Source organism: Streptomyces sp. NPDC048018, from assembly GCF_043202995.1.
GTDB lineage: Bacteria > Actinomycetota > Actinomycetes > Streptomycetales > Streptomycetaceae > Streptomyces.
Genome location: NZ_JBIDBK010000003.1, coordinates 924,141 through 948,750, shown reverse-complemented (window position 1 = coordinate 948,750; position 24,610 = coordinate 924,141). Strand labels below are relative to the sequence as shown.

Sequence of the window (24,610 nt, the reverse complement as noted above, 5' to 3'; positions counted from 1 at the left end):
GGGTGTGCGGACGCCTGTTCAGGAACCGGACGCGGTGGCGGAGGATCAGCCGCCGGACTCGCCCGCGTGGGGGCTCAGGACGTCGGCGCCGACCAGGATGAAGAGCAGGATGCCCAGCGCGATCCGGTAGACGACGAAGGGCATGAAGGACTTCGTGGTGATGAACTTCATGAACCAGGCGATCACGGCGTAGCCGACGCCGAAGGCGATGACCGTCGCGAAGATCGTCGGACCCCAGGAGACGTGGCCGCCCTCGGTCGCGTCCTTCAGCTCGAACACGCCGGAGGCGAGCACGGCAGGGATGGCGAGGAGGAAGGAGTAGCGGGCGGCCGCCTCGCGGCTGTAGCCCATGAGCAGACCGCCGGAGATGGTGGCGCCCGACCGGGAGACGCCCGGGACCAGGGCCATCGCCTGGCAGACACCGAAGATCAGGCCGTCCCGTACGCCGAGGTCCTTGAGTGACTTGCGCTCGCGGACGGCCCGGTGGCGGCCGCCGATCTCGTCACGGGCGGCCAGCCGGTCGGCGACGCCGAGCACGATGCCCATGACGATCAGGGTGGTGGCGGTCAGCCGCAGGTCGCGGAACGGGCCCTCGATCTGGTCCTTGAACGTGACGCCGAGGACGCCGATCGGGATCGAGCCGACGATGACCAGCCAGCCCATCTGCGCGTCGTGGTCCTGGCGCATCTCCTTGTCGAAGAGCGACCTGAACCAGGCCGAGACGATCCGCGCGATGTCCTTGCGGAAGTAGATGAGGACGGCGGCCTCGGTACCGATCTGCGTGATGGCCGTGAACGCCGCGCCCGGGTCCTCCCACCCGGCGAACGCGGCGGTGAGCCGCAGATGCGCGCTGGAGGAGATGGGGAGGAACTCCGTAAGCCCCTGGACGAGTCCGAGGATGAAAGATTCGAACCAACTCATGGGGCCAGGGCCGTCCCGAATGTACGTGTGCGGTCATAAGGTCGGTGCGCAGCGTACCGTCCCGACGTTACAAGATCGTCCGCAGGGTTCCGGGGCCCGGAGCCGGGGGAGGCTCAGCCCTCCACGGGGCCGGCGGTGGTCCAGCCGGGCGCGTGCACGTGGTACGTCAGGTTCGTGCGGTCGGCGCTCTCGCCGCAGCTCGCGCAGACCACCCGCGGCGTCAGCACCTCGCCGCAGCTGTGTTCCAGGGCCACCGGCCGGGCGTCCGCGTTGAGGTGGCGGTCGCCCCAGGCCATCAGGGTCACCAGGACCGGGCCCAGTTCCTCGCCGGCCGGTGTGGCCCGGTACTCGAAGCGCTGGGGCCGCTCGCTGTAGGCGACCTTCTCCAGGATCCCGGCCTCGACGAGCCGCTTGAGGCGGGCGGTGAGGATGTCGCGCGGCGCGCCGGTGTTGCGGGCGATGCGGTCGAAGCGGCGCACGCCGAGGGAGATCTCGCGCAGGACGAGGAGGGAGTACTTCTCGCCGACGAGCGCGAGGGTGTCGGCGATCGAGCAGGGGCGGGGCGCGGCCTTCATGGGCCAAGACTAAGGCAAGGGCGCGGGGGAGGGTTTGATAATCCAACCTACTGGGCTATGTTACCGGCTAGTGTTGGTCCAGTTTTCCAACTCTCCAGGTGGGAGCAGTGCCATGCGTGACGCCGTCATCGTCGAAGCAGTCCGTACGCCGATCGGGAAGGGCAAGCCGGGTGGCTCCCTCTCCGACGTGCACCCCGTCGCCCTCCTCTCGCACACCCTGCGCGCCCTGATCGACCGCTCCGGCATCGACCCCGCCCTCGTCGACGACGTCATCGGCGGCACCGTGGACCAGGTCGGCGAGCAGGCCATGAACACCACCCGCTACGCCTGGCTCGGCGCCGGACTGCCCGAGACCGTGCCCGCCACCACCGTCGACCGGCAGTGCGGCTCCTCCCAGCAGGCCGTGCACTTCGCCGCCCAGGGCGTCCTGTCCGGCGCGTACGACATCGCCGTGGCCTGCGGCGTCGAGTCCATGAGCCGCGTCCCCATGTGGTCCAACGTGCCGCCCGGCGCCGACCCCTTCGGACCCGGCGTGGCCGCCCGCTACCCCGACGGCCTGGTGCCGCAGGGCATCAGCGCCGAGCTCATCGCCGCCAAGTGGTCCATCGGCCGCGCGGCCATGGACGAGTTCTCCGCCGCCTCGCACGCCAAGGCCGCCCGGAGCTGGGCGGACGGCCTCTTCGACGACCAGGTCGTGACCTACGGGGACGTACGCCGCGACGAGTCGGTACGGCCCGCGACCACGCCCGGGATCCTCGCCGGCCTGCGCCCCGCCTTCGAGGACCCCGGCTTCGCCGAACGCTTCCCGCAGATCGACTGGTCGGTCACCGCCGGGAACAGCAGCCCCGTCAACGACGGCGCCTCCGCCGTCCTCGTCATGGCCGCCGAGACCGCCCGCGCCCTCGGTCTGCGCCCGCTCGCCCGGCTGCACTCCTTCGCCGTCACCGGCTCCGACCCGCTCCTCATGCTCAGCGGCGTCATCCCCGCCACCGAGAAGGTGCTGCGCCGGGCCGGACTCTCCCTCGGCGACATCGACCTCTTCGAGATCAACGAGGCCTTCGCGAGCGTCGTCCTCGCCTGGCAGCAGGAGACCGGCGCCGACCCGGCGAAGGTCAACGTCCACGGCGGCGCCATCGCCCTCGGCCACCCGCTCGGCGCCAGCGGCACCCGCCTGACCACGACCCTCCTGCACGCGCTGCGGGCTCGCGGCGGACGGTACGGGCTGCAGGCCATGTGCGAGGCCGGCGGACTGGCCAACGCGATGATCGTCGAGGCGCTCTGAGAGCGGCCGGCGGGGGAGCGAGGGACCGTGAGGCCGCGGGCCGGGGTCGTGGGCGGGGGTGAGGCCGCGGGCCCGGGCCAGGGCCAGGGCCCGCGGCGGGGGCGAGGTGCCGGGCCCGGCAACGGGCGGGTGACGGGGCCGCGCGCTGGGGTCGTGGGCTGGGGGTGAGGTCGCCGGCTCGGGGCCTGGGGCCGGTGGTGGCATCGGCGGGCGGGGCAGGGCCGGTGCTGGAGCGGCCGGTCCGGTCCGGTCGGGGCGGTTGAAGCGGGCGGTCACTCCGGGACGGGGAGCGGGTGCGGGCGGCGCGGGCGCGGGCGCGGGCCCGGGGCCCGGGCGGGCGATGCACGCGGCTGCCGGGGGCGTGGTCGGTGTCGAAGCGTTCGGCCGGGGCGGATCCGGGCGGGGAGCGGGCCCGGGAACGCCGTCCGACAGGGGGTGCCGGCCCCGTGGGCGAATCGTGGTGCGGGCGAGTGCCCCGGCCGTGGGTCGGCCGCGCGCGTGACCCGTACCGGGTACGAGCCCGGCGGGCGGGCCACCCGTGCCGGGTACGACGGACGCGGGGTCCCTGCCGGGTAGGAGCCGCCCGGGCGGGTGGCCCGGGCGGGTGCGAGACCTGAGGGCGTCCCGGCGCCCGGCTAGCGTCCGGCCGCCCCCGCCGGCTCCGCGGTCTGCGCGGCTTGCCTCGGCTCCGTGGCCGGGGCCGGGGCCGCGTCCACGGGTGCCCCGGCCGGCCTGCGGAGGTGGTGCCGCTTACGCCAGCCCAGCACCGCGGCACCCAGGGCCGACACGACGATGAAGCCCGTCGAGATCAGGAAGGCGGGGGAGGTCGGCGAGGTGGCCTGGCTGCCCGCGACCACGTACGCCACCGTGTTCGGTACGGAGCCGAGGGCCGTCGCCAGGAGGAAGGGGAGGCACCGCATCCGGGACACGGCGGCCGCGTAGTTCGCCACGACGAACGGCATCCCGGGGAAGAGCCGGATCGCCAGCATCGAACGGAAACCGTGCCGGCTCAGCTGCCCGTCCGCCGCCTTCAGCCAGCGGCCCCGGACGTACGGGCGGAGCGCCTCCTGACCGAGTGCCCGGCCCAGCGCGAAGGACAGGCCCGCGCCCAGGACCGTCCCGCCGAGCGCCGCGGCGAAGCCCGCCTGGGTGCCGAAGAGCGCGCCCGCCGCCAGGTTGAGGATCGGCCGCGGCACCAGCGCCGCCGTGCACACCCCGTACGCGAGCCCGAAGACCAGCACCGCGCCCGCGCCGCTCACCTGCGGTGGCCACCCTGCCGACAGCATCCGCTGCGGCTCGAAGAGCAGCACCGAAACGCCCGCGGAGAGCAGGATCACGGCGAGATACGTCAGCCGGGCCTTGGGCGACAGGAGCATCCGGGGAGATTAACCGACATCCATGGGTGATCGCCGTAACGTGCGCCATGCCGAAGGCCGGGAACCGCCCCCCGCGGAGACACCTCAGACCGGTGGGCCGCCCGTGCGGAGACCTGCAGCGGGTGGCCCGCCCCGCGCGGAGACCTGCGCCCGGTGGGCCGCCCGCGCAGCACCTGCGTCCGGCGGGCCGCAGCGCGGAAACCTGAAGCCGGGAACTCGCCGCCGCGCAGGCGCCCGTAACGGTCGGGTCGCCCCACGCGGACACCTGCGCCGGGAATCCGCGCTCGGGACACCGGACGTATCGGCCGCTCGGCCGCCCGGCCAGGCCACGGGCAGACACCCGGGCCGGTGGGCCGCCCGCGCCTGCGGCCGGTGGGCCGTCCGTGCGGAGACCTGCGCCCGGTAGGCCGCCCGTGCGGTTACCTGCGGCGCCGTCCGTGCGGAGACCTGCGCCCGGTAGGCCGCCCGTGCGGTTACCTGCGGCCGGGAAATCGCCCCCGCGTCGACATCTGAGCCCGGCAGGCCCCCCGCCGACACCTGACCCCGGTAGCCCGCCCCCGTGCCGAGACCTACGGTCGGCGGGCCACCCGCGCCGGCGCCGACGCCGCGGGAGTCCCGCCCGCGCCTACAGTGAGACCGTGACAGCCTCCGTGACCCCCGCCGTTCCCGAGAGCGCCCTCGCGGACACCGTGCTCGCCCGGCTCACGGAGGTCTACCCCGCCGCCGGCGATCCCTTCCGCGCCCAGGAGATGATCGCGTACATGAAGGGCGTGGCCCCCTTCCTCGGGCTGCGCACCCCCGAGCGGCGGACCCTGTCCCGTACCGTCCTCGACGGCCTGTCCGCCCCCGGCGAGGCCGACTGCACGGCCGTCGCCCTGCGCTGCTTCGCCCTGCCGGAGCGCGAGTACCACTACTTCGCGGTCGACTACCTGCGCCGCCATGTCAGGCGCTGCTCCTCGGACTTCCTCCCGGTCGCCCACGCGCTGGTCACCACCGTCCCGTGGTGGGACACGGTCGACCACCTCGCCGCCCACGTCGTCGGCCCGCTCGTCGCCGCCGTCCCGGCGCTCGTGGCCCGCATGGACGAGTGGATCGCCGACGAGGACCTGTGGGTCGCCCGCACCGCCCTGCTCCACCAGCTCCGCTACCGGTCCGCAACGGACGCCGACCGGCTGTTCACGTACTGCCTGCTGCGCGCCGGGCACCCGGACTTCTTCATCCGCAAGGCGATCGGCTGGAGCCTGCGCGAATACGGCAAGACCGCGCCCGACGAGGTGCGTGCCTTCGTCGCGGAGAACACCTCCCGCCTCTCCCCGCTCTCCGTGCGCGAGGCCCTCAAGAACCTCTGAGCGCCCCGAAATCCGGTCGACGGCGGCAGCCCGGGCGGCGATGATCGGGGCATGTCCCGGTACGCCTTCCCCGCAGCGCCGTCCGCAGCCGCGGACGCCCCGAAGGCTGCCGCTCCGACGACTCTCGCCGTTCTCGCGAGGCTCACCGGCGACCGAAGCTGACCCTTCCCGGACCGTCCGGCGGATCCCCCAGGGGAAGGGTCGGTCCGGCCCAGGGGTCCCCGCACACGCTTCGAGCACCGAAACGAGCGATTCAGCCATGCCCAAGCAGGCGTACGCGCGCACCAAGCCGCACCTCAACATCGGCACCATGGGCCACGTCGACCACGGCAAGACCACCCTCACCGCCGCCATCACCAAGGTCCTCAGCGAGCGCGGCGCCGGCGGCCCCACCGCCTACGTGCCCGTCGAGCGGATCGACCGGGCCCCGGAGGAGGCGCGGCGCGGCATCACGATCAACGCCGCCCATGTCGAGTACGAGACCGACACCCGGCACTACGCGCACGTCGACCTGCCCGGACACCCGGAACACATCACGAACATGGTCACCGGTGCCGCCCAGCTCGACGGGGCGATCCTCGTCGTCTCCGCGCTCGACGGGATCATGCCGCAGACCGCCGAACACGTGCTGCTGGCCCGTCAGGTCGGCGTCGACCACCTCGTCGTCGCCCTCACCAAGGCGGACGGCACCGACGACGAACCGGCCGACCTGGTCGAGCTGGAGGTGAGGGAGCTGCTCACGGCGCACGGCTACGGCGGCGACGCGGTGCCCGTGGTCCGGGTCTCCGGGCTGCGCGCCCTGGCGGGCGACCCGCGCTGGACGGCGTCCGTGGAGGCGCTGCTCGACGCCGTGGACACCTACGTGCCGCTGCCCGAGCGCTCCGTCGAGGCGCCGTTCCTGCTGCCGGTCGAGAGGGTGCTCACCATCGCCGGCCGCGGCACCGTCGTCACCGGCGTGATCGAGCGCGGCACGGTACAGGCCGGCGACCGGGTCGAGCTGCTCGGCCCGGGCACCGAGACGGTCGTCACCGGCGTCGAGACCTTCGGCCGCCCGATGGAGTCGGCCCAGGCCGGCGACGACGTGGCCCTGCTGCTGGGCGGCGTGGCGCGCGGCGCGGTCCGCCGTGGGCACGTCGTGGCGGAGCCGGGAACGGTCGTGCCGAGAGGTCGTTTCACGGCGCGGGTGCACGTCCTGTCCGCCCGTGAGGGCGGCCGCGGCACCCCGGTCACGACCGGCTGCCGGCCGCAGTTCCACCTCCGCACCGCGGACGTGGCCGGCGCCGTCGACCTGGGCGAGCCGGCCGTGGCCCGCCCCGGCGAGACGGTCACCATGACCGTCGAGCTCGGCCGCGCCGTGCCGCTGGAGCCGGGCCTCGGCTTCGCCATCCGCGAGGGCGGCCGGACGGTCGGTGCGGGGACGGTGACGGAGGTCCTCTGACCGCCCCACGGCTCCCGGCCCCCAAGCAGCCGTGCGTCCCCGGTCGCCTGGTGGGGCGCTCGATGAGGTCTGCTGCTAGCCGTCGGACGTGAACTCCGCGGGACCGGTCGACGGCGGGCCGCCGGGCGGACGGGTGCCGCGTGGACCCGGGGTCTGACCACCCCACGGCTCCCGGCCCCGGCAGCCGGGCGCCCCCGGTCGCCTGGTGGGGCGCTCGACAGGCTCCGCTCCTCGCTGCCGACGCGAACTCCACCGCCTCGCCGCCGGGTACGGCCGTGTCGTCGTCATCGCGCCCACCGGCACCGGCACCGGCAGCGAGATGGCCCTCTCCCCGGCCGCCCAACGGCGCCGCCCTCGCCGCCGCCGCGGGGCGAGGGCGGCTCTCTCGACGCGGAGGCCACGAGGCTCTTCGGGCGCGAACCGCCGGACCCCACCCGCCGCCTCCCGGCTGCCCGGGCCGGGCGGGCGCACGCCGCCCACGCGCGGGCGGTCGCGGCCGTGTGGGCACAATGAGGACGTGAACGAGCAGATTCCCGTCATCCGTGACGTCGACCGGGGCACCGCCCGGCTCATGCCCGACGTGGACACCGAGCGGGGCTGGCTGCTCACCGTCGACGGCGCGCCCCAGTCGTACGTCGACCTCGACGACCCGACGCACCTGGAGTTCGAGTACGTCCGGCGGCTCGCCCACGTCGTCGACCACGCCGCCGACGAGGGGACCCCGCTCGACGTCGTGCACCTCGGCGGCGGGGCGCTCACCCTGCCCCGCTACGTGGCCGCCACCCGGCCCGGCTCCCGGCAGCAGGTCGTCGAGGCCGACCGGGGGCTGCTCGACCTGGTCGGCGAGCACCTGCCGCTGCCGGAGGACGCGGGGGTCGCGGTGCACGGCGCGGACGCCCGCGAGTGGCTGGAGGCCGCGCCGGACGCCTCCGCCGACCTGATCGTCGCCGACGTCTTCGGCGGCTCACGGGTGCCGGCGCACATCACGTCCGTCGAGTACGCCCGGGAGGCCCGCCGGGTCCTGCGCCCGGGCGGGACCTACGCGGCGAACCTCGCGGACGGCGCGCCCTTCGCCTTCCTCGGCTCCCAGCTCGCCACCTTCGCGGCGGTCTTCCCCGAGCTCGCGCTGATCGCCGAGCCGGCGGTGCTGCGCGGGCGCCGGTTCGGCAACGCGGTCCTCGTCGCCTCCGACCGGGAGATCGACACCGCGGCCCTCGCCCGCCGCACGGCCGGGGACGCCTTTCCGGCCCGTGTGGAGTGGGGCTCGGCCCTGACCCGGCTCACCGGCGCGGCGCGGCCGGTGCGGGACACGGAGGCCGTGCCCTCACCCGTGCCCCCGGACGGTACCTTCGGCATCGGCTGAGCCGGTGCCGCCCACCGCCTCGGCCGGCGGGGTTGCTTCGGGGGACACGGCCGGCGGCGTGACGCCGGCATGCATCGCCCCGGCCGCCGGCGCTCCGGCGGCCGCCACCGCGGCGACCGCCACGCCGGCCGCGTCCGGGCCGGCGCCCGTCACCTGCTTCGTACGCCGGGTCAGGTTCCGTACGTCCGGGACCAGCAGCACCAGCGCCGTCACGATCACGATGAGCGTCGCCGAGCCCCACAGCGCCGCGCTCCGCCCGAAGACGCTCTCGGCCGGGCCCGCGAGCGCCGTGGAAAGCGGCAGCATGGCCGTCGAGCCGAACCAGTCGTAGGCGGAGACCCGCGACAGTTTCTCCTCCGGGATCTCCTGGTGCAGCGTCGTCATCCAGCACACGCCGAAGACCTCGATCGCCACACCGCTCACGAACATGGCCACGGAGAGGCCGACCACGTCGAGCGGGACGGCGAGGGCCGCCGAAGGCAGGGCGATCGGGAAGACGCCCAGGGTGCCCACGAGGAGCATCCGGCGCGGCTTCCAGCGGGTCATCAGGATCGCGCCACCCAAGGTGCCCGCCCCGAACGCGGCGAGCGCCAGGCCCCAGGGCCGGGCACCGCCCAGTTCGTCGCGGGCGACCAGCGGTCCGTAGACCGACTCCGCCGCACCGACCAGGGCGACGACGACGGCGAACTGGGCGACGACCGCCCAGAGCCAGGAGCGGCCGATGAACTCGTCCCAGCCCTCGCGCAGATCGGCGAGCAGCCCGCCGCCCGGCGCGCGCTCGGCGATGTGCCGGACGTCGAGGAAGGCGCGCAGTCCGCCCGCGACGGCGAAGGCGGCCGCGTCGATGGCGAGCACCCAGCCGGGGCCGAAGGCCGCGATCAGGGCGCCGCCGAGCGCGGCCCCGCCGATGCCGGCGCCGTTCATCGCCATCCGGAAGAGGGCGAAGGCACGGCCGGCCTGTTCGCCGTCGACGCTGGACATCAGCATGCCCTCGGCGGCGGGGTTGAAGAACGCCTGCCCGGTGCCGCACAGGGCGGTGAGCACCATCATGTGCCACAGCCGCGCCTCGCCGGTGAGGACCAGGACGGCGAACACGGCCTGGGAGACGCAGTTGAGGGCGTTGGCGGCGACCATCACCCGGTGCCGCGGCACCCGGTCGGCGATGGCGCCCCCGATGAGCAGGAAGAGCACGAGCGGCAGGGTGCGGGCCATCGCCACCAGGCCGACGTCCCCGCCGTCGCCGCCGGACTGGATGACGGCGAACGCCGCCGCGATCAGGGCGCCGTGGGTGCCCAGGTTGGTGACGATCGCGGCGGCGGTCAGCAGCAGGTAGTTCCGCCCGGCCCAGCCGGGTGTGCGGGCGCGGATCAGGACGACTCCGGGGCCTCGGGAGCAAGGCGCACGGTGGAGACGACCTGCTTGATGGTGGCGTCGGACAGTTCTTCCTTCACGCCCTTCGCGGCGTAGAGCACGAAGGACGAGAAGTCGCCCTTGGCGTTCTTGAAGGAGAAGGCGACGGACTTGCCGTCCGACTCGCACTTGTTGCGCTTCTTGATGTTCGGGGCGACGGCCGTGGCCATGCTCCCCTGGAGGCCGGACGTGGTGGTGTACGGCACGGCCTTGGTGATCTTGATGGTGCCCTTGGGCATGTGCTGGGCGTAGCCCGCCCACACCCAGTTGCCGGCCTCGTTGTAGGCCGCCTCGGCGGTGTTCTTGGCGCCCTGGCCGCCCTTGGTGCCGGCGGTGCTGAGCCCCCAGGTCTCCTCGGTGCCGTTCTTGTCGGTGTCGTACGCGCACCAGTTGCTCTTCAGGTGCGCGGGCGAGGACATCGTGACGACGGGGGAGCCGTCGCCCTTCTTCTCGTCCTCGAAGTAGGTGACGACGCCCGGCTTCGACAGCTCCCAGTCCGGCGGCACGTCGAAGAGCGTCCCGTACTTGGGGTTGTAGACGACCTTCCAGCCGGGGATGGTCGGCTGGTGCGAGGCCGCCCCGCGCGGGTTGTCGAGCGGGGACGAGGAGGTGGTGGGCGCGGTCGGCGCCGACTGCGTCGGCTTCGGGTCGTCCGCCTGGGCGTTCTTGTCGTCGTCCTTGCCGAGCACCAGGTACCCGGCGACGCCGGCCGCCGCGAGCACGGCCACGGCGGCGACGATCGCCACCAGCGTCGTCTGCTTCTTGCCGCCCCCGTCACCGCCGCCCGGCTGGACGGGCCCCGGCACCGCGTACTGCGGGACCGTCGGCTGCTGGTAGGGGTTCGGCTGTCCGTATCCGGCCTGCGCCGGCTGCTGCTGGTACGGGTTGGGCTGTCCGTACCCCGGCTGCGTCGGCGGTTGCTGATACGGATTCGGCTGCCCGTAGCCGGGCTGCTGCCCCGGCTGGGCGTACGGGTTCTGGTTCTGGTCCTGCGGGTTCTGCTCGCCCCCGGGCGGCTGCTGTCCTGGCCACATGGCCAGTAACGATAGAGGTGCGGTCCCGGCCCTGCCACGCCCGCCCCCGTGCGGGGATGGCGAAGACTGCTACTGGTGGGTAACATCTCGGTCCATGAGCGCAGACCAGATGAACGTCGGCGAGATGCTCGCCGCGACCGTGCCGATGGCCCGGACCCTCGGCCTGAAGTTCCTGGAGACCACCGCCGAGCGCGCGGTCGTGGAGCTTCCGGACCAGGCCGACTACCACAACCACGTGGGCGGCCCGCACGCCGGCGCCATGTTCACCCTCGCCGAGTCCGCCAGCGGCGCCATCGTCCTGGCCGCCTTCGGCGACCAGCTGAGCCGCGCCGTGCCCCTCGCCGTCAAGGCCGAGATCGGCTACAAGAAGCTCGCGATGGGTGTCGTCACCGCCACCGCGACCCTGGGCCGCCCGGCCGCCGAGGTCGTCGCCGAACTCGACGCAGGTCAGCGCCCGGAGTTCCCCGTCAAGATCGACATCACCCGCGCGGACGGCGCCGTCACCGGCGAGATGACCGTCGTCTGGACCCTGCGCCCCAACGCCTGACGCGGACTCCGGGGCGGTCGCGCGACGCCTTCACGGCGCGCGCACCGCTCTCGGCACGGCGACGCGGAAACGGACGAACCGTCACGCATAGTGCGATCAACGCATGATCGCTGGAATCGTGCCGGTTCGAAGGAGCGCCGCCGTGCCCCACGCCCCCACCCCGGACCACGACGAGCCCACCACCGCTCCCGTACCCCTCCGCGTCTCCCGGCGCCGGCTGCTGCTCGCCCTCGCCGGCGCGGCCGCCCTCACCGCCGCCCCGCTGGGCGGCGCCCGGGCCGGCGCCGCCCCCGCCAGGGCCGCCGAGCGGGCCGCCCGACGCGCCGGCGCCCGGGCCGCCGAGCGGGTCATCGAGCTCCTCGCCCGGCTCACCCTCGACGAGAAGACCGCCCTGCTGCACGGCGCCACCGACCCCGACGCGCTCGGGCAGGCGGGCTACGTGCCCGGCGTCCCCCGCCTCGGCATCCCCGCGCTCCGTCTCGCCGACGGCCCCGCCGGGGTCCGGGTCCGCAGGGCCGCGACCGCGCTCCCCGCCCCCGTCATGCTCGCGGCCGCCTTCGACCCGGGACTCGCCCGCGCCTACGGCCGCGTCATCGGTCACGAGGGCCGCGCCCTCAGCCAGGACGTGCTGCTGTCGCCGATGGTCAATCTCATCCGCACCCCGTACGCGGGACGCAACTTCGAGACCTTCTCCGAGGACCCGCTGCTCTCCGCCGACCTCGTGGCCGAGGAGATCCGCGGCATCCAGGCCGAGGGCCTGATCGCCACCGTCAAGCACCTCGCCCTCAACAACCAGGAACGCGACCGGATGTCCGTCGACGTCCGGGCCGGCGAACAGACCCTCCACGAGACCGAACTCCGCGGCTTCGAGGCCGCCGTCGCCGCCGGCGCGGGCGCCGTGATGGCCGCGTACAACAAGGTCGACGGCGTCCACGCCACCGAGAGCCGCGCCCTGCTCACCGACATCCTCCGCGAGCGCTGGGGCTTCGACGGCTGGGTCATGAGCGACTGGGGCGCCGTGCACTCCACCGGGCCCGCCCTCACCGCCGGCTGCGACATGGAGATGCCCGGTGGCGCCTACTACGGGGCGGCCCTGCGCCGCGCCGTGCGCGACGGACGGATCGACGAGGCCGCCGTCGACACCGCCGTCCGCCGCGTCCTCGCCGTACGCGAACGCTTCGGCCTCCTCGGCGGCCCGGGCGAGGCCGCGCCCCGGCCCGAGCGCGACCCCCGGGCCGGGGCCCGCCTCGCGCTCCGCGTCGCCACCGCCGGGGCCACCCTGCTCCGCAACGAGCACGGGACGCTGCCACTCACCGGGCCGGCGGCCCGCTCGATCTGCGTCGTCGGGCCCACCGGCGCCGTGCCCTTCGTCAGCGGCGGCGGCAGCGCCCATGTCGTCCCGGACACCGCCGTCAGCCCCCTCGACGCCCTGCGGGCCCGCGCCGGCGCCGCCGCCACCGTGACGTACGCCCTGGGCGAGGACGTCTACGGCAAGCCGCTGACGCGCACCGACCCGGCCCACCGGCTCGACGACGTCGGCGTCGCCGCCGGCGAGACCCATCGGTACGAGGGCACCCTGACCACCACGGCCGACGACGACTGGAGCTTCTTCGTCCACTACAGCGGGCGGCGTCCCGTCGTGACCCTCGACGACGCCGAACTCTTCCCCGCCCAGGCGGGCGTCGGCGGCTTCGTCAACGGCGGGATCGGCGGGCGTGCCGCGGACGGACTGCACCTGCGCCGAGCCGACCGGCACCTCCCGGCGGGCACCCACCGCCTCACCGTCACCGCCCAGGGCGGCGCCGCGGGCCAGCGCTTCCGGCTGCGCGCCGCCTGCGGCGCCGACCGCGCCGCCGACGTCGCAGGGGCGGTCGCCGCCGCCCGCGCCGCCGACAGCGTCGTGCTCTTCGCCTACGAGGACGCCACCGAGGGCCGCGACCGCACCGGACTCGCGCTCCCCGGCCGCCAGGACGCCCTCATCCGCGCCGTGACCGCCGCCAACCCCCGCACCACCGTGGTCCTCAACACCTCGTCCGCGGTCACCATGCCGTGGCTCGACGCCACCGGCGCCGTGCTCCAGATGTACTACCCGGGCCAGGAGGGCGGCCCCGCCACCGCGGCCGTGCTCTTCGGCGACGTCGACCCCGGCGGGCGGCTCACCCAGACCTTCCCGCGCTCCGAGACCGCCCACCCCACCGCCGGCGACCCCGTCCGCTATCCCGGGCACGGCGGCGTCGAGGAGTACGGCGAGGGCATCCACGTAGGCCACCGCTGGTACGACGCCGAGGACGTGACCCCGCTCTTCCCCTTCGGGCACGGCCTGTCGTACACGCGCTTCGCCTACGAGTGGCTGACCGTCGTCCCCGACGGCGAGGGGCTGCAGGTCACCTTCACCGTCACCAACACCGGAACCCGCGCCGGCGTGGAGGTGGCGCAGGTCTACGCCGGGCCCTCGCCGGACCTCGCGGCCCGCGGGATCGACCAGCCGCGCCGCCTCCTCGCCGGCTACCGCCGCCTCCCGCTCGCCCCCGGGGAGCGCCGCAGGATCACCGTCCCGGTGGCCGCGCGGACCCTGTCCTCCTGGGACGTGACCCGGCACGGCTGGGTCCTCGGCACCGGGGCGCGCGAGATCTGGGTCGGGGCGTCCTCCCGCGACCTGCGGCTGCGGGCCCGGACCTGGGTGGCCGCTTAGCGGCCGCTTACCGTCTTCGCGGTACCCTGCCCGCATTCGATCGCCGACCGGGAGAGGAACCCGCGTGCACGTCCAGGAATGGCTGGAGACGATCCCCGCGGTCGCCGTCTACGCACTGGTCGGGGTGGTGATCGGGATCGAGAGCCTGGGCATCCCCCTGCCCGGCGAGATCGTCCTCGTGAGCTCCGCCCTGCTCGCCTCCCAGCACGGAGACATCAATCCCTACGTCCTGGGCGCCTGCGCCAGCGTCGGGGCCATCGTCGGCGACTCGATCGGCTACGCGATCGGGCGCAAGGGCGGCCGCCCGCTGCTCGAGAGGCTCGGCAGGCGGTTCCCCAAGCACTTCAGCGAGGCGAACATCGGCCTCGCCGAGCGCTCCTTCGAGAAGTGGGGCATGTGGGCCGTCTTCTTCGGCCGCTTCGTCGCCCTGCTGCGGATCTTCGCCGGGCCGCTCGCGGGCGTGCTGCGCATGCCGTACTGGAAGTTCCTCACCGCCAACATCCTCGGCGGCATCCTCTGGGCCGGCGGCACCACGGCCGTCATCTACACGGTGGGCGTCGTCGCCGAGGCCTGGCTCAAGCGCTTCTCGTGGCTGGGCCTGGTGCTCGCGGTGCTCATCGGACTCACCTCGATGCTGGTCCTGAAGAGCCGCGCCAAGAAGGCCGTTGCGGCGCAGGAGGCGCGGGCCGAGGCACGGGCCGCGGCCCCGGCGACCGCCGAGGCCGCCGCCGAGTAGCCGCCGACCGGTCCGCCGGGGCAGCCGCCGGCCGGCCGCGGCCCCGGCCGGGGACTCAGTCCTGGTAGGCCTCGGCGTGGCCCTTGGCGAGGAGCAGGTACATCTCGGCGTTGAGCCGGATACCCGCCTGCTCCTCCTCGGTCAGCGGTCGCCGCACCTTCGCGGGCACGCCCGCGACCAGCGAGCCCGGCGGCACCTCCATCCCCTGGGGGACCAGCGCCTGCGCGGCCACCAGGGAACCGGCGCCGATCCGGGCACCGTTGAGGATCGTGGCGCCCATGCCGACGAGGACGTCGTCCCCGATGGTGCAGCCGTGCACGGTCGCGTTGTGGCCGATCGTGACGCGCGCGCCGATCGACACCGGGAAGCCCGGGTCGACGTGGACGGTGCAGTTGTCCTGGACGTTGGCGTCCTCGCCGATCTCGATCGGACCGCAGTCCGCCCGCAGCACCGCGTGGTACCAGACACTGGCGCGCGGCCCGAGGGTGACCTCGCCGAGCACGACCGAGGTGGGCGCCGTGAAGGCGGTCGGGTCGACCTTGGGCTCCTTGCCGCCGACACTCCTGATCAGGGCCCCCGGCACTGCTTCTGCCATCGTTTCGCTCCTTCGCTCCGTCACGCCTCGGGCGGAAGACTAGTCCGGGCCCATGACGGACATCACAGCGCACCGAACCGATCGGCCAGGACGCCGCCGACTACGGTGTCCGGGTGCCCCGGAACAGAAACACGTTCTCCTCGCTGACCGCCTGGCGCCGCCGCCTCGTCGCCCGCGCCCTGCAGAGCGGCTGGCGCCGGATCCAGCAGGCGGGCGCGGTCACCGCCGAGCACCCGGGGCGGCTGAGGTTCCGCCGGATCGGCGAGGGCACCCGGCTGGCCTTCCCGCAGGGCTCCGTCTTCGGCGAGCAGTGGATCGAGATCGGGGCCTGCTGCATCATCGCCGAGCAGGTCACCCTGACCGCCGGCATGCTGCCGGACCTCGACCTCGGCAAGGACACCGTGCTGAGCCTCGGTGACGGCGTCGTCCTCGGCCGCGGCAGCCACGTCATCGCCGACGCGCCGATCACGATCGGCTCGGACGTCTACTGCGGCCCGTACGTCTACATCACCTCGACCAATCACAGTTACGACGACCCGGACGAGCCCATCGGCCGGCAGTGGCCGCGGTCCGCGCCGGTCGAGATAGGCCCGGGCTGCTGGCTCGGCACCGGCGCGGTCATCCTGCCCGGCGCCCGGCTGGGCAGGAACGTGGTGGTGGCCGCCGGAGCCGTCGTACGGGGCGAGGTGCCGGACCACTCCGTGGTGGCGGGCGCGCCGGCGAAGGTGGTCCGCTCCTACGACCGGGAGAAGGGCTGGCAGCCCCCGCTGCGCACCCCGGCGCCCACGCCCATCCCCGAGGGCGTCACGCCGGAGCAGCTGGCCGCGCTCGCGGCCCTCGACGATCTGGACGCGCTCGAAGCGCTCGACGCCCGCCTCGACGACGTGACCGACCTGGCGGCACGGGAGGGCTGACGCCCGGGGCTCCCGGCGGAGCGGGGGCCGGTGCGGGGGCTCCGGAACGCGTGGAGGGGCGGCGGCCGGGTCAGCCCGTGGCCAGGAGGACCGTGCCCACCAGGGCCAGTCCCGCGCCCGCCGCCTGCACCGCCCGCAGGCGTTCCTTGAGCACCCCGCGGGCCGCCAGAGCCGTCACCACCGGGTACAGGCTGGCGAGGACCGCGGCGACCGTCACCGGGCCGCGCTGCGCCGCCAGGGCGTAGGTGCCGTTGGCGGCGACGTCCGCCAGTCCGACGAAGGCGAGCGCGGGGAGCGCGGCCAGCACGGCCCGCGCGCCGCCGCCCTCCTCCGGCAGCACGCGGCCGCCGCGCCGCACGGAGAGCCAGAGGGCGCCGCCGCCCACCGCCACGTTGGTGACCCGCTGGACGAACAGGGCGAGGAAGAGCCCGGTCAGGCTCGTCGAGGCCTCGGAGATCAGGGACATCACCGCGCCGAAGCCGAAGGCGGCGACGAGGGTGAGCAGGACCGCCTGGCGCTGCACGGGAGCGCCGCGCAGCTCGGGGCCCCCGGCCAGGACCACGCCGACGACCGCCACCGCGATCCCGGCGAACTGCATCAGGCCGGGCCGGTCGCCCAGGAGGAGTCCGACGCCGACGGGGACGACCACGCCCAGCGAGCCGAGGGGCGAGACCACGCCCATCGGGCCGAGCGCGAGGGCGCGGTAGAAGGCGAGCATCGCGGCCGGGCCGACCGCGCCCGCCGCGACCGCGTACCAGAGCCGCGGACCGGCCTCGTCCAGGGCGCCGGTCGCGAGGACGAGGGACCCGAGGACGACGACGGCGATGCTCTGGGAGACCACGACGACGGTCAGTGCGGGGAAGCGTCGGGTGAGGAGCCCTCCGCCGAAGTCGGCCAGGCCCCAGAGCAGGCTGGTGGACAGGGCGAACAGCGCCGTCAGTGCCGTCATGGGTGGTGCCTCGCAGTACAGTGCGATGAACAATCGGGTGCACCACACGGTAGTACAGCCTGTTGAACTCTGCCATTCAAAATATTGGACGGAATGTGTCGGACCTCGACCAGCTCACCCAGTCGCTCGCACGGAACCTGAAGCGCTGGCGCAACGAGCGCGGCTTCACTCTCGACGCGCTCGCTGCCCGGGCCGGGGTCAGTCGCGGCATGATCATCCAGATCGAGCAGGCCCGCACGAACCCGAGTGTCGGCACCACGGTGAAGCTGGCCGACGCTCTCGGCGTCTCCATCACCACCCTCCTCGACTACGAGCAGGGCCCGCACGTCCGTCTCGTCCCGCCGGAGCAGGCCGTCCGGATGTGGTCGACGTCGACCGGCAGCCACACCACCCTGCTCGCCGGCACCGAGGCCCGGGGGCCGCTGGAGCTGTGGCACTGGACCCTGAAGCCCGGGGACGGCAGCGCCTCCGACCCGCACCCCGACGGCACCACCGAACTGCTCCACGTCACGGCGGGCACGCTCACGCTGGTCGTGGACGGCGAGGACCACGTCATCCCGGCGGGCACCTCCGCCGTCTTCGAGAGCAACGTGCCGCACGCCTACCGCAACGAGGGCGAGGACACGGTCGAGATGACCATGGCCGTCTCCATCCCGCCCGCGCGCTGAGCCCGCGCGCCGAGCCGGTCCGTTCGGTCTGCGCCCCGTGCCTACGGCCCGCGCGCCCGGCTCCGCCCGTTCGGTCTGCGCCCCGTGCCTACGGCCCGCGCGCCCGGCTCCGCCCGTACCGTGAGACGAACAGCCGTGTCCGGACGCCGACTTGTTAGCGTGTCCGCTATGCGTGCACCCATCGGAGACTTCGCCGACGCCCGTCCCGCCGTCGACTGCCTGGACCTGCTGCCGGACCCCGTCGCGGCGGCCGTCCGGGCCTGGCGGGGCACCGTCCCCGCCGACTCGTTCCTCTACGTGGACTCCGACCCGGCCGTCGCCGACACGTCCGTCTTCGTCGAGCACCACGGACAGGAGCTGCTCGACGCCTCCGCCAACTGCGTGATCGTCGCGGGCAGGCGCGGCGAGACCACGACCCTGGCCGCCTGCGTGGTGCGCTCGGCCACCCGGGTCGACGTCAACGGGGTCGTCCGCAAGGAGCTCGGCTCCCGCAGGGTCCGCTTCGCGCCCGCCGACGTCGCCACCGGCGACAGCGGCATGGAATACGGCGGCATCACGCCCCTCGGCCTGCCCGACGGCTGGCCGGTCCTGGTGGACGCCCCCGTCGTCGACACCGAGTGGGTGCTCGTCGGCAGCGGTCGGCGCCGCGGCAAGCTCATCCTGCCGGGCAAGGCCTTCGCCGAGCTGCCGGGCGCCGTCGTCCTGGAGGGGCTCGGCGTGCGGCCCGAGCCCGCTCCCGAGCAGCCCGGGGTCAGCTGAGCTTCGGTATCTCGATGGCCGGGCAGCGGTTCATGACCATGTCCAGACCGGCCCCGCGGGTCCGGGCGTACGCCTCGGTGTCGACCACGTCGAGCTGGAACCAGACCGCCTTGGCGCCGATCGCGACCGCCTGGTCCGCGACATCGCCCGCGAGGCCGCTGTTGACGAACACGTCGACCACGTCGACCGGGAAGGGGATGTCGGCCAGGCTCGCGTACCCCTGCTCGCCGTGCACCGTCTCCGCCCTGGGGTGCACGGGCACGATCCGCTTCCCGAAGCGCTGGAGCAGGGCGGCGATCTTGTAGGCGTCGCGCGCCCTGTTGTTGGACAGTCCCACGATCGCCCACGTGTCGCCGCTCTCGGTGAGGATCCTGCGGACGGTCTCCGACTCCGTCCCGGCCGCCCTGGTCTCCGCGCTCATGTGCCGCTGCCTTCCGTGACTTCCCTGCCTCCGGCGAATGCCCGGTCGCCCTGGTGAACGATCCGTGACCCTCGGTCATTCCCGGGCCCGGACCGGGAGGGGCCGGGCCCGCCCGCGCACGGGACGGGCCCGCCGGGCGCATAGGCTGGCGGGATGCAGGAGCAGTACCGCACGCTCGCCGGCGAGGGCGTCCACGAGTCCGAGATCAACCGATCGCGCTTCCTCTGCGCCCTGGCGCCCGTCGCCACCGAGGAGGAGGCGCAGGCGTTCGTCGCCCGGATCCGCCGCGAGCACCCCACCGCCAGCCACAACTGCTTCGCCTACGTCGTCGGCGCCGACGCCTCCGTCCAGAAGGCCTCCGACGACGGCGAACCGGGCGGCACCGCGGGCGTCCCCATGCTCCAGATGCTGATGCGCCGCGAGATGCGCTACGTCGCCGCCGTCGTCACCCGCTACTACGGGGGCGTGAAGCTCGGCGCCGGCGGCCTCATCCGCGCCTACGGCGGGGTCGTCGGCGAGGCACTGGACGCGCTGGGCACGGTCACCCGGCGCCGCTACCGGCTCGCCACCGTCACCGTCGCCCACCACCGCGCCGGCAAGCTCGAGAACGACCTGCGGTCCACGGGACGGGCCGTGCGCGAGGTCACCTACGGCGACGCCGTCACCATCGAGATCGGGCTCCCCGACGCCGACGTGACGGACTTCACGGCCTGGCTCGCCGACGCCACGGCCGGCGAGGCGACCCTCGAACTGGGCGGGGAGGCCTACGGCGATGCCTGAGCAGGCGCCGACGACACCCCGCGCTGTCGCACCCCACCGATACCCTCACCCGTCATGAGGCTTCTGCACACGTCGGACTGGCACCTGGGACGCTCGTTCCACCGGGTCGCCCTGCTCGACGCCCAGGCCGCGTTCCTCGACCACCTGGTGGCGACGGTGCGCGAGCGCGAGGTGGACGCGGTCCTCGTGGCCGGGGACGTCTACGACCGGGCCGTGCCCCCGCTCGCCGCCGTCGAGCTCTTCGACACGGCCCTGCACCGGCTCGCCGAGGCCGGCGTGCCCACCGTCATGATCTCCGGCAACCACGACTCGGCCCGCCGCCTCGGCGTCGCCGCCGGCCTCATCGGACGCGCCGGCATCCACCTGCGCACCGACCCCGCCGGCACCGGCACCCCCGTCGTCCTCTCCGACGCCCACGGCGACGTCGCCCTCTACGGCCTGCCCTACCTCGAACCCGCCCTGGTGCGCGAACAGTTCGGCGCCGAGAAGGCGGCGCACGAGTCCGTGCTCGGCGCCGCCATGGACCGGGTGCGCACCGACCTCGCGACCCGCCCCGACGGCACCCGCTCCGTCGTCCTCGCCCACGCCTTCGTCGCCGGCGGCGAGGTCAGCGACAGCGAGCGCGACATCAGCGTCGGAGGCGTCGCCGCCGTGCCCGCAGGGATCTTCGACGGCGTCGACTACGTGGCCCTCGGGCACCTTCACGGCAGCCAGACCCTCACCCCCCGGATCCGCTACTCCGGCTCGCCCCTGGCCTACTCCTTCTCCGAGACCGCCCACCGCAAGACCATGTGGCTGATCGAACTCGGACCGGACGGTGCGATCGACACCGCCGAGCGGATCGACTGCCCCGTGCCCCGCCCGCTCGCCCGGATCCGGGGGCGGCTCGACGACCTGCTCGCCGATCCCGGACTCACCCGCCACGAGGAGGCCTGGGTCGAGGTCACCCTCACCGACCCGGTGCGGCCCGCCGAGCCCATGGCCCGGCTCACCGAACGCTTTCCGCACACCCTCCATCTGGTCTTCGACCCCGAGCGCACCGGCGACGACCCCCTCGTCTCCTACGCCGCCCGGCTGCGCGACCGCAGCGACCGGCAGATCGCGGAGGACTTCGTGGCCCACGTACGCGGCGGAGCCGGCCCCGACGGAGCGGAGCGCGCCGTCCTCCGCGGTGCCTTCGACGCGGTGCGGGCCGACGCCGCGGAGCGCGAGGTGAGCGCCGGATGAGGCTCCACCGCCTGACGATCTCCGCCTTCGGGCCCTTCGGATCCCCCCAGGAGATCGACTTCGACGCCCTGTCGTCGGCAGGGCTCTTCCTGCTCCACGGACCCACCGGCGCCGGCAAGACCTCCGTCCTCGACGCCGTCTGCTTCGCGCTCTACGGCGCCGTCCCCGGCGCCCGCCAGAGCCCCGGCACCGTGCTGCGCAGCGACCACGCGCCCGCCGGCACCACCACCGAGGTCACCCTGGAACTCACCGTGGGGGACCGGCGCCTGGAGATCACCCGGCGCCCGGCCCAGCCGCGCCCCAAGAAGCGCGGCGGCGGCTTCACCACGGAGAAGGCCCAGAGCACGCTGCGCGCGTACGACCCGGAGACCGGCACCTGGAAGGCGCTCAGCCGCTCCCATCAGGAGATCGGCGAGGAGATCACCCAGCTCCTCGGCATGAGCCGCGACCAGTTCTGCCAGGTCGTCCTGCTGCCGCAGGGCGACTTCGCCCGCTTCCTGCGCGCCGACGCCGAGGCCCGCGGCAAGCTCCTCGGCCGGCTCTTCGACACCCGCCGCTTCGCCGCCGTCGAGGACCGCCTGGCCGAACTGCGCCGGGCCGCCGAGCACGAGGTCCGCGAGGGCGACGAGCGACTCCTCGCACTGGCCCACCGGATCGCCCAGGCCGCCGGCGCCGGCGCCACGCCTCCCGGACAGCGCCCCGGCGAACCCGGCCTCGCCGAGGCCGTCCAGACCGCCGCCGCCCTCGCCCGCACCGACGCCCGCGAGGCCCTCGACATCGCCCGGCTGCGCCTGGCCGCCGCCGAACGGCGCCAGAGCGCCGCCCGCGCCGCGCTCGACGCCGCACGCGAGCTCGCCGACCGGCAGGCCCGGCACGCCGACGCACTGCGCCGTCAGGACGACCTCGCCGCCCGCCGCCCGCAGCGCGACCAGTGGCAGACCGCCCTCGACCGCTCCCTCAAGGCCGACCGGGTGGCCCCCGCGCTCGGTCTGCGCGAGCAGGCCGAGCACGCCCACCGGGCCGCGAACGCCGCCCGCGACCGGGCCCGCGCCCTGCTGCCCCCCGACCTGGCCGAGGCCGGCGCGGAGCACCTCTCCACGGTGGAGCGGCGGCTCCGTGAGGAACTCGGCGGCCTGGAGTCCGCCCGTCGCGCCGAGCTGCGCGGCGCGGAGATCGCCGACGAGCGTGCCGCCCTGGACCGCGAGGCGCGCGCCGACGAGGAGTTCCTCCAGGACGCCGCCGTCTGGCTGGCCGACTGGGAGCCGCGCCGCGCCGGCCTGCAGCGGCGCGTGGAGGAGGCCCAGGAGGCCACCGCCCGCGCCGAACAGCTCGCCGGGCGCCTCGAGCCGGCCCGCCGCCGCCTCGCCGCCGCCCACCGCCGCGACGCGCTCGCCACCGAACTCGGCGCCGCGCGCACCCGGTTGACGGAGGCCCGCGAACGCCGCAACGAGGCCCATGAGCACTGGCTCGACGTCAAGTCGCGGCGCCTGCAGGGCATCGCGGCCGAGCTCGCCGCGGCCCTCGAACCCGGCGCCCCCTGCCAGGTCTGCGGCTCGGCGAACCACCCGCATCCGGCCCGTACCACCGCCGACCACGTCGACCGCGCCGCGGAGGACGCCGCCTACGCGGCCTACACGCGCGCCGACGAGGCCCGCACGGCCGCCGAGACCTCCGTCGCCGCGACGGCCGAGGCCTGGGAGGCCGCCCGCCAGGAGACGTCGGCGGCGCGCGGGCCCGGCGAGGGCGGACCGGAGGCCGGCGGCGCCGGCGAACCCACCGTCGAGGCGCTCTCCCGCGTCGTGGACGACCTCGCTCGCGAGTACGCCGAGACGCACGCGCTCGCCGCTCGGACGCATGCCGCGCGTGAGACGCTCGCGCGGGCCGAGCGGGAGCACGACGAGCGGGTGGGCGCGCTGCGGGCTGCCGAGAGACGGGTGGCGGCGCGGACGTCCCGGCGGGAGGCGCTGGAGCAGCAGCACAGCGCGATCGAGGCCGAACTGGCACGCTCGCGGGGCGGGGCCGGCAGCGTGGCCGCGCACGCGACGGTGCTGGAGCGGCGGATCGCCCTGCTCACGGAGGCCGCCGAGACCGTACGCGCCGCCGAGGCCGCCGCGCGTGGCCTGAAGGAGGCCGACGACCGGCTCGCCGACGCCGCCTTCAGGGCCGGCTTCGCCACCCCCGCCGAGGCCGCCGCCGCTCTCCTCGACGAGCCGGAGCGGCGCGCCCACCAGCAACGCGTGGACGCCTGGCAGGCCGAGGCCGCCGCCGTCGCGGACCGGCTCCGCGAAGGCGCCGCCGCGGCCGCCCTCCCGCCCGCCGACCCGGCCTCTGCCGAGGCCGTGCACTCCGCCGCGGCGCGGGCGCTGCGCGACGCCGACACGGAGCTCGCCGCCGTACGCGAACGGGCCGCCGCCCTGGACGGCCTGTCCCGGCAGGCCGACGCCGAGGTCCGCCGGCTCGGCCCGCTCCGCGAGGAGTACGAGCGGGTGGCACGGCTCGCCGGGCTCACGGCCGGCACCTCCGTCGAGAACGAGCGCAAGATGCGCCTGGAGTCGTACGTCCTCGCGGCCCGTCTGGAACAGGTCGCCGCCGCGGCCACCGCCCGCCTCCAGCGCATGTCCTCGGGCCGCTACACGCTCGTCCACTCCGACGCCCGGAGCGGCGGCCGCCGCTCCGGCCTCGGCCTGCACGTGGTCGACGCCTGGACGGGCAACGAGCGGGACACCGCGACGCTGTCGGGCGGCGAGACCTTCTTCGCCTCCCTCGCGCTCGCCCTCGGCCTCGCCGACGTCGTGACCGAGGAGGCCGGCGGGGTCCGGCTCGACACCCTCTTCATCGACGAGGGCTTCGGCAGCCTGGACGACCAGACCCTCGACGAGGTGCTCGACGTCCTCGACTCCCTGCGCGAACGGGACCGCAGCGTCGGCATCGTCAGCCACGTGGGCGACCTGCGCCGCCGCATCCCGGCCCAGCTGGAGGTGATCAAGGCCCGGCACGGTTCCGCGGTGCGGCTGCGCACCGGCGCGGAGGCGCTCAGCGGCTGATCGGCCGCCGGGGGAGCGGGGAGGAGTAGACCACGCTGGTGGTGACCGAGCCGAGCGCGCCGACCTTCCCGGAGATCTCCTCCAGGTGCTTCATCGACCGCGCGGCGACCTTCAGGACGAAGCAGTCGTCGCCGGTCACGTGGTGCGCCTCCAGGACCTCGGGCGTGGTGTCGAGGAGGTCGTGGAAGGGCTTGTAGTTCCCGTTCGGGTAGCGCAGCCGGACGAAGGCGAGGATCGGCAGCCCGAGCCGCTCCTGGTCGACGACCGCGGTGTATCCCGCGATCACCCCGGCCTCCTCCATGCGCCGCACCCGCTCGGTCACCGCCGACGGCGACATGGACACGGCCCGGGCGAGCTCGGCGAAGCTGGCCCGCCCCTGGTCCTGGAGGGCCGCGAGAATCCGCCAGTCCGTGGCGTCCGGGAGGTATCCGCTGGTCATGGGCGTGACCATGCAGGGAAAACCCCGGGAGTGCAAGTGCCTCCCGGGGTTCGCCCACCATCCGGATCGGTCGGAAAGGCGTGAAGGGGGA

The 24,610-nt window shown here is 74.7% G+C and carries 22 protein-coding genes; 13 read left to right on the top strand and 9 right to left on the bottom strand.

Going from position 1 to position 24,610, the window contains the following annotated elements:
* Nucleotides 1-45 precede the first annotated feature (45 nt).
* Nucleotides 46-921, bottom strand: a complete 876-nt coding sequence (locus tag ACGF1Z_RS15455; RefSeq protein WP_393003975.1) for an undecaprenyl-diphosphate phosphatase — start codon at nucleotides 919-921, stop codon at nucleotides 46-48.
* 113 nt (nucleotides 922-1,034) lie between these two features.
* On the bottom strand, nucleotides 1,035-1,496 hold the full coding sequence (locus tag ACGF1Z_RS15450) for a winged helix-turn-helix transcriptional regulator (RefSeq protein WP_393003973.1): 462 nt from the start codon (nucleotides 1,494-1,496) through the stop codon (nucleotides 1,035-1,037).
* A 112-nt stretch (nucleotides 1,497-1,608) separates the two neighbouring features.
* Here ACGF1Z_RS15450 and ACGF1Z_RS15445 point away from each other — a divergent pair, with 112 nt between their 5' ends.
* A complete protein-coding gene (locus tag ACGF1Z_RS15445) occupies nucleotides 1,609-2,778 on the top strand; it encodes a thiolase family protein (RefSeq protein WP_393003971.1) in 1,170 nt (389 codons plus the stop codon).
* A 635-nt stretch (nucleotides 2,779-3,413) separates the two neighbouring features.
* Here the strand turns inward: ACGF1Z_RS15445 and ACGF1Z_RS15440 are convergent.
* Nucleotides 3,414-4,154 carry a TVP38/TMEM64 family protein gene (locus tag ACGF1Z_RS15440; RefSeq protein ID WP_393003969.1) on the bottom strand — a complete coding sequence of 247 codons (741 nt, stop codon included), beginning with the start codon at nucleotides 4,152-4,154 and terminating at the stop codon, nucleotides 3,414-3,416.
* 638 nt (nucleotides 4,155-4,792) lie between these two features.
* Here ACGF1Z_RS15440 and ACGF1Z_RS15435 point away from each other — a divergent pair.
* From ACGF1Z_RS15435 to ACGF1Z_RS15425, 3 genes are all read left to right on the top strand, one after another.
* Nucleotides 4,793-5,503 (top strand): DNA alkylation repair protein, encoded by a 711-nt coding sequence (locus tag ACGF1Z_RS15435; RefSeq protein WP_393003967.1) that lies wholly within the window; start codon nucleotides 4,793-4,795, stop codon nucleotides 5,501-5,503.
* 259 nt (nucleotides 5,504-5,762) lie between these two features.
* Complete coding sequence (locus ACGF1Z_RS15430; protein ID WP_393003965.1) at nucleotides 5,763-6,941, top strand: elongation factor Tu; 1,179 nt, start codon at nucleotides 5,763-5,765, stop codon at nucleotides 6,939-6,941.
* A gap of 517 nt (nucleotides 6,942-7,458) precedes the next feature.
* On the top strand, nucleotides 7,459-8,304 hold the full coding sequence (locus ACGF1Z_RS15425) for a spermidine synthase (protein WP_393003963.1): 846 nt from the start codon (nucleotides 7,459-7,461) through the stop codon (nucleotides 8,302-8,304).
* Here ACGF1Z_RS15425 and ACGF1Z_RS15420 read toward each other — a convergent pair.
* Both ACGF1Z_RS15420 and ACGF1Z_RS15415 read right to left on the bottom strand, forming a co-directional pair.
* Nucleotides 8,266-9,675, bottom strand: coding sequence for an MFS transporter (locus ACGF1Z_RS15420; RefSeq protein ID WP_393004201.1), 1,410 nt, complete (start codon nucleotides 9,673-9,675; stop codon nucleotides 8,266-8,268). The genes ACGF1Z_RS15425 and ACGF1Z_RS15420 overlap by 39 nt on opposite strands.
* Nucleotides 9,672-10,748, bottom strand: coding sequence for a hypothetical protein (locus ACGF1Z_RS15415; RefSeq protein WP_393003961.1), 1,077 nt, complete (start codon nucleotides 10,746-10,748; stop codon nucleotides 9,672-9,674). The genes ACGF1Z_RS15420 and ACGF1Z_RS15415 overlap by 4 nt, the downstream gene beginning before the upstream one ends.
* 94 nt (nucleotides 10,749-10,842) lie before the next feature.
* On the opposite strand from ACGF1Z_RS15415, the gene ACGF1Z_RS15410 reads away from it, so the two are divergent.
* The 3 genes from ACGF1Z_RS15410 to ACGF1Z_RS15400 all read left to right on the top strand — a co-directional run bounded on the left by ACGF1Z_RS15410 (nucleotide 10,843) and on the right by ACGF1Z_RS15400 (nucleotide 14,723).
* Nucleotides 10,843-11,295, top strand: a complete 453-nt coding sequence (locus tag ACGF1Z_RS15410) for a DUF4442 domain-containing protein (RefSeq protein ID WP_393003959.1) — start codon at nucleotides 10,843-10,845, stop codon at nucleotides 11,293-11,295.
* A gap of 142 nt (nucleotides 11,296-11,437) precedes the next feature.
* A complete protein-coding gene (locus ACGF1Z_RS15405) occupies nucleotides 11,438-13,987 on the top strand; it encodes a glycoside hydrolase family 3 C-terminal domain-containing protein (RefSeq protein ID WP_393003957.1) in 2,550 nt (849 codons plus the stop codon).
* A gap of 64 nt (nucleotides 13,988-14,051) precedes the next feature.
* A complete protein-coding gene (locus tag ACGF1Z_RS15400) occupies nucleotides 14,052-14,723 on the top strand; it encodes a DedA family protein (RefSeq protein ID WP_393003955.1) in 672 nt (223 codons plus the stop codon).
* 55 nt (nucleotides 14,724-14,778) lie between these two features.
* On the opposite strand, the gene ACGF1Z_RS15395 is transcribed toward ACGF1Z_RS15400, so the two are convergent.
* A complete protein-coding gene (locus ACGF1Z_RS15395; RefSeq protein ID WP_393003953.1) occupies nucleotides 14,779-15,318 on the bottom strand; it encodes a gamma carbonic anhydrase family protein in 540 nt (179 codons plus the stop codon).
* A 113-nt stretch (nucleotides 15,319-15,431) separates the two neighbouring features.
* Between ACGF1Z_RS15395 and ACGF1Z_RS15390 the strand changes: the two genes are divergently transcribed.
* Complete coding sequence (locus tag ACGF1Z_RS15390; RefSeq protein ID WP_393003951.1) at nucleotides 15,432-16,232, top strand: acyltransferase; 801 nt, start codon at nucleotides 15,432-15,434, stop codon at nucleotides 16,230-16,232.
* A 70-nt stretch (nucleotides 16,233-16,302) separates the two neighbouring features.
* Here ACGF1Z_RS15390 and ACGF1Z_RS15385 read toward each other — a convergent pair whose 3' ends face one another.
* Nucleotides 16,303-17,172: an EamA family transporter gene (locus ACGF1Z_RS15385; protein WP_393004199.1), complete on the bottom strand. Its 870-nt coding sequence runs from the start codon at nucleotides 17,170-17,172 to the stop codon at nucleotides 16,303-16,305.
* A gap of 104 nt (nucleotides 17,173-17,276) precedes the next feature.
* Here ACGF1Z_RS15385 and ACGF1Z_RS15380 point away from each other — a divergent pair, with 104 nt between their 5' ends.
* On the top strand, nucleotides 17,277-17,849 hold the full coding sequence (locus tag ACGF1Z_RS15380) for a helix-turn-helix domain-containing protein (protein WP_393003949.1): 573 nt from the start codon (nucleotides 17,277-17,279) through the stop codon (nucleotides 17,847-17,849).
* 168 nt (nucleotides 17,850-18,017) lie between these two features.
* Nucleotides 18,018-18,608: a YbaK/EbsC family protein gene (locus ACGF1Z_RS15375; RefSeq protein ID WP_393003947.1), complete on the top strand. Its 591-nt coding sequence runs from the start codon at nucleotides 18,018-18,020 to the stop codon at nucleotides 18,606-18,608.
* Here the strand turns inward: ACGF1Z_RS15375 and ACGF1Z_RS15370 are convergent.
* Nucleotides 18,601-19,029: a CoA-binding protein gene (locus ACGF1Z_RS15370; RefSeq protein ID WP_393003945.1), complete on the bottom strand. Its 429-nt coding sequence runs from the start codon at nucleotides 19,027-19,029 to the stop codon at nucleotides 18,601-18,603. The genes ACGF1Z_RS15375 and ACGF1Z_RS15370 overlap by 8 nt on opposite strands.
* 153 nt (nucleotides 19,030-19,182) lie before the next feature.
* On the opposite strand from ACGF1Z_RS15370, the gene ACGF1Z_RS15365 reads away from it, so the two are divergent.
* The 3 genes from ACGF1Z_RS15365 to ACGF1Z_RS15355 are packed head-to-tail and all read left to right on the top strand — an operon-like array spanning nucleotide 19,183 to nucleotide 24,080.
* Nucleotides 19,183-19,809, top strand: a complete 627-nt coding sequence (locus ACGF1Z_RS15365) for a YigZ family protein (protein WP_393003943.1) — start codon at nucleotides 19,183-19,185, stop codon at nucleotides 19,807-19,809.
* Between the two features lie 54 nt (nucleotides 19,810-19,863).
* Nucleotides 19,864-21,036, top strand: a complete 1,173-nt coding sequence (locus ACGF1Z_RS15360; RefSeq protein WP_393003941.1) for an exonuclease SbcCD subunit D — start codon at nucleotides 19,864-19,866, stop codon at nucleotides 21,034-21,036.
* Nucleotides 21,033-24,080, top strand: a complete 3,048-nt coding sequence (locus ACGF1Z_RS15355; RefSeq protein ID WP_393003939.1) for an AAA family ATPase — start codon at nucleotides 21,033-21,035, stop codon at nucleotides 24,078-24,080. Before ACGF1Z_RS15360 ends, ACGF1Z_RS15355 begins: the two co-directional genes overlap by 4 nt.
* On the opposite strand, the gene ACGF1Z_RS15350 is transcribed toward ACGF1Z_RS15355, so the two are convergent.
* Complete coding sequence (locus tag ACGF1Z_RS15350; protein WP_393003937.1) at nucleotides 24,070-24,519, bottom strand: Lrp/AsnC family transcriptional regulator; 450 nt, start codon at nucleotides 24,517-24,519, stop codon at nucleotides 24,070-24,072. The two genes, ACGF1Z_RS15355 and ACGF1Z_RS15350, sit on opposite strands and share 11 nt — an antisense overlap.
* Nucleotides 24,520-24,610: the final 91 nt, after the last annotated feature.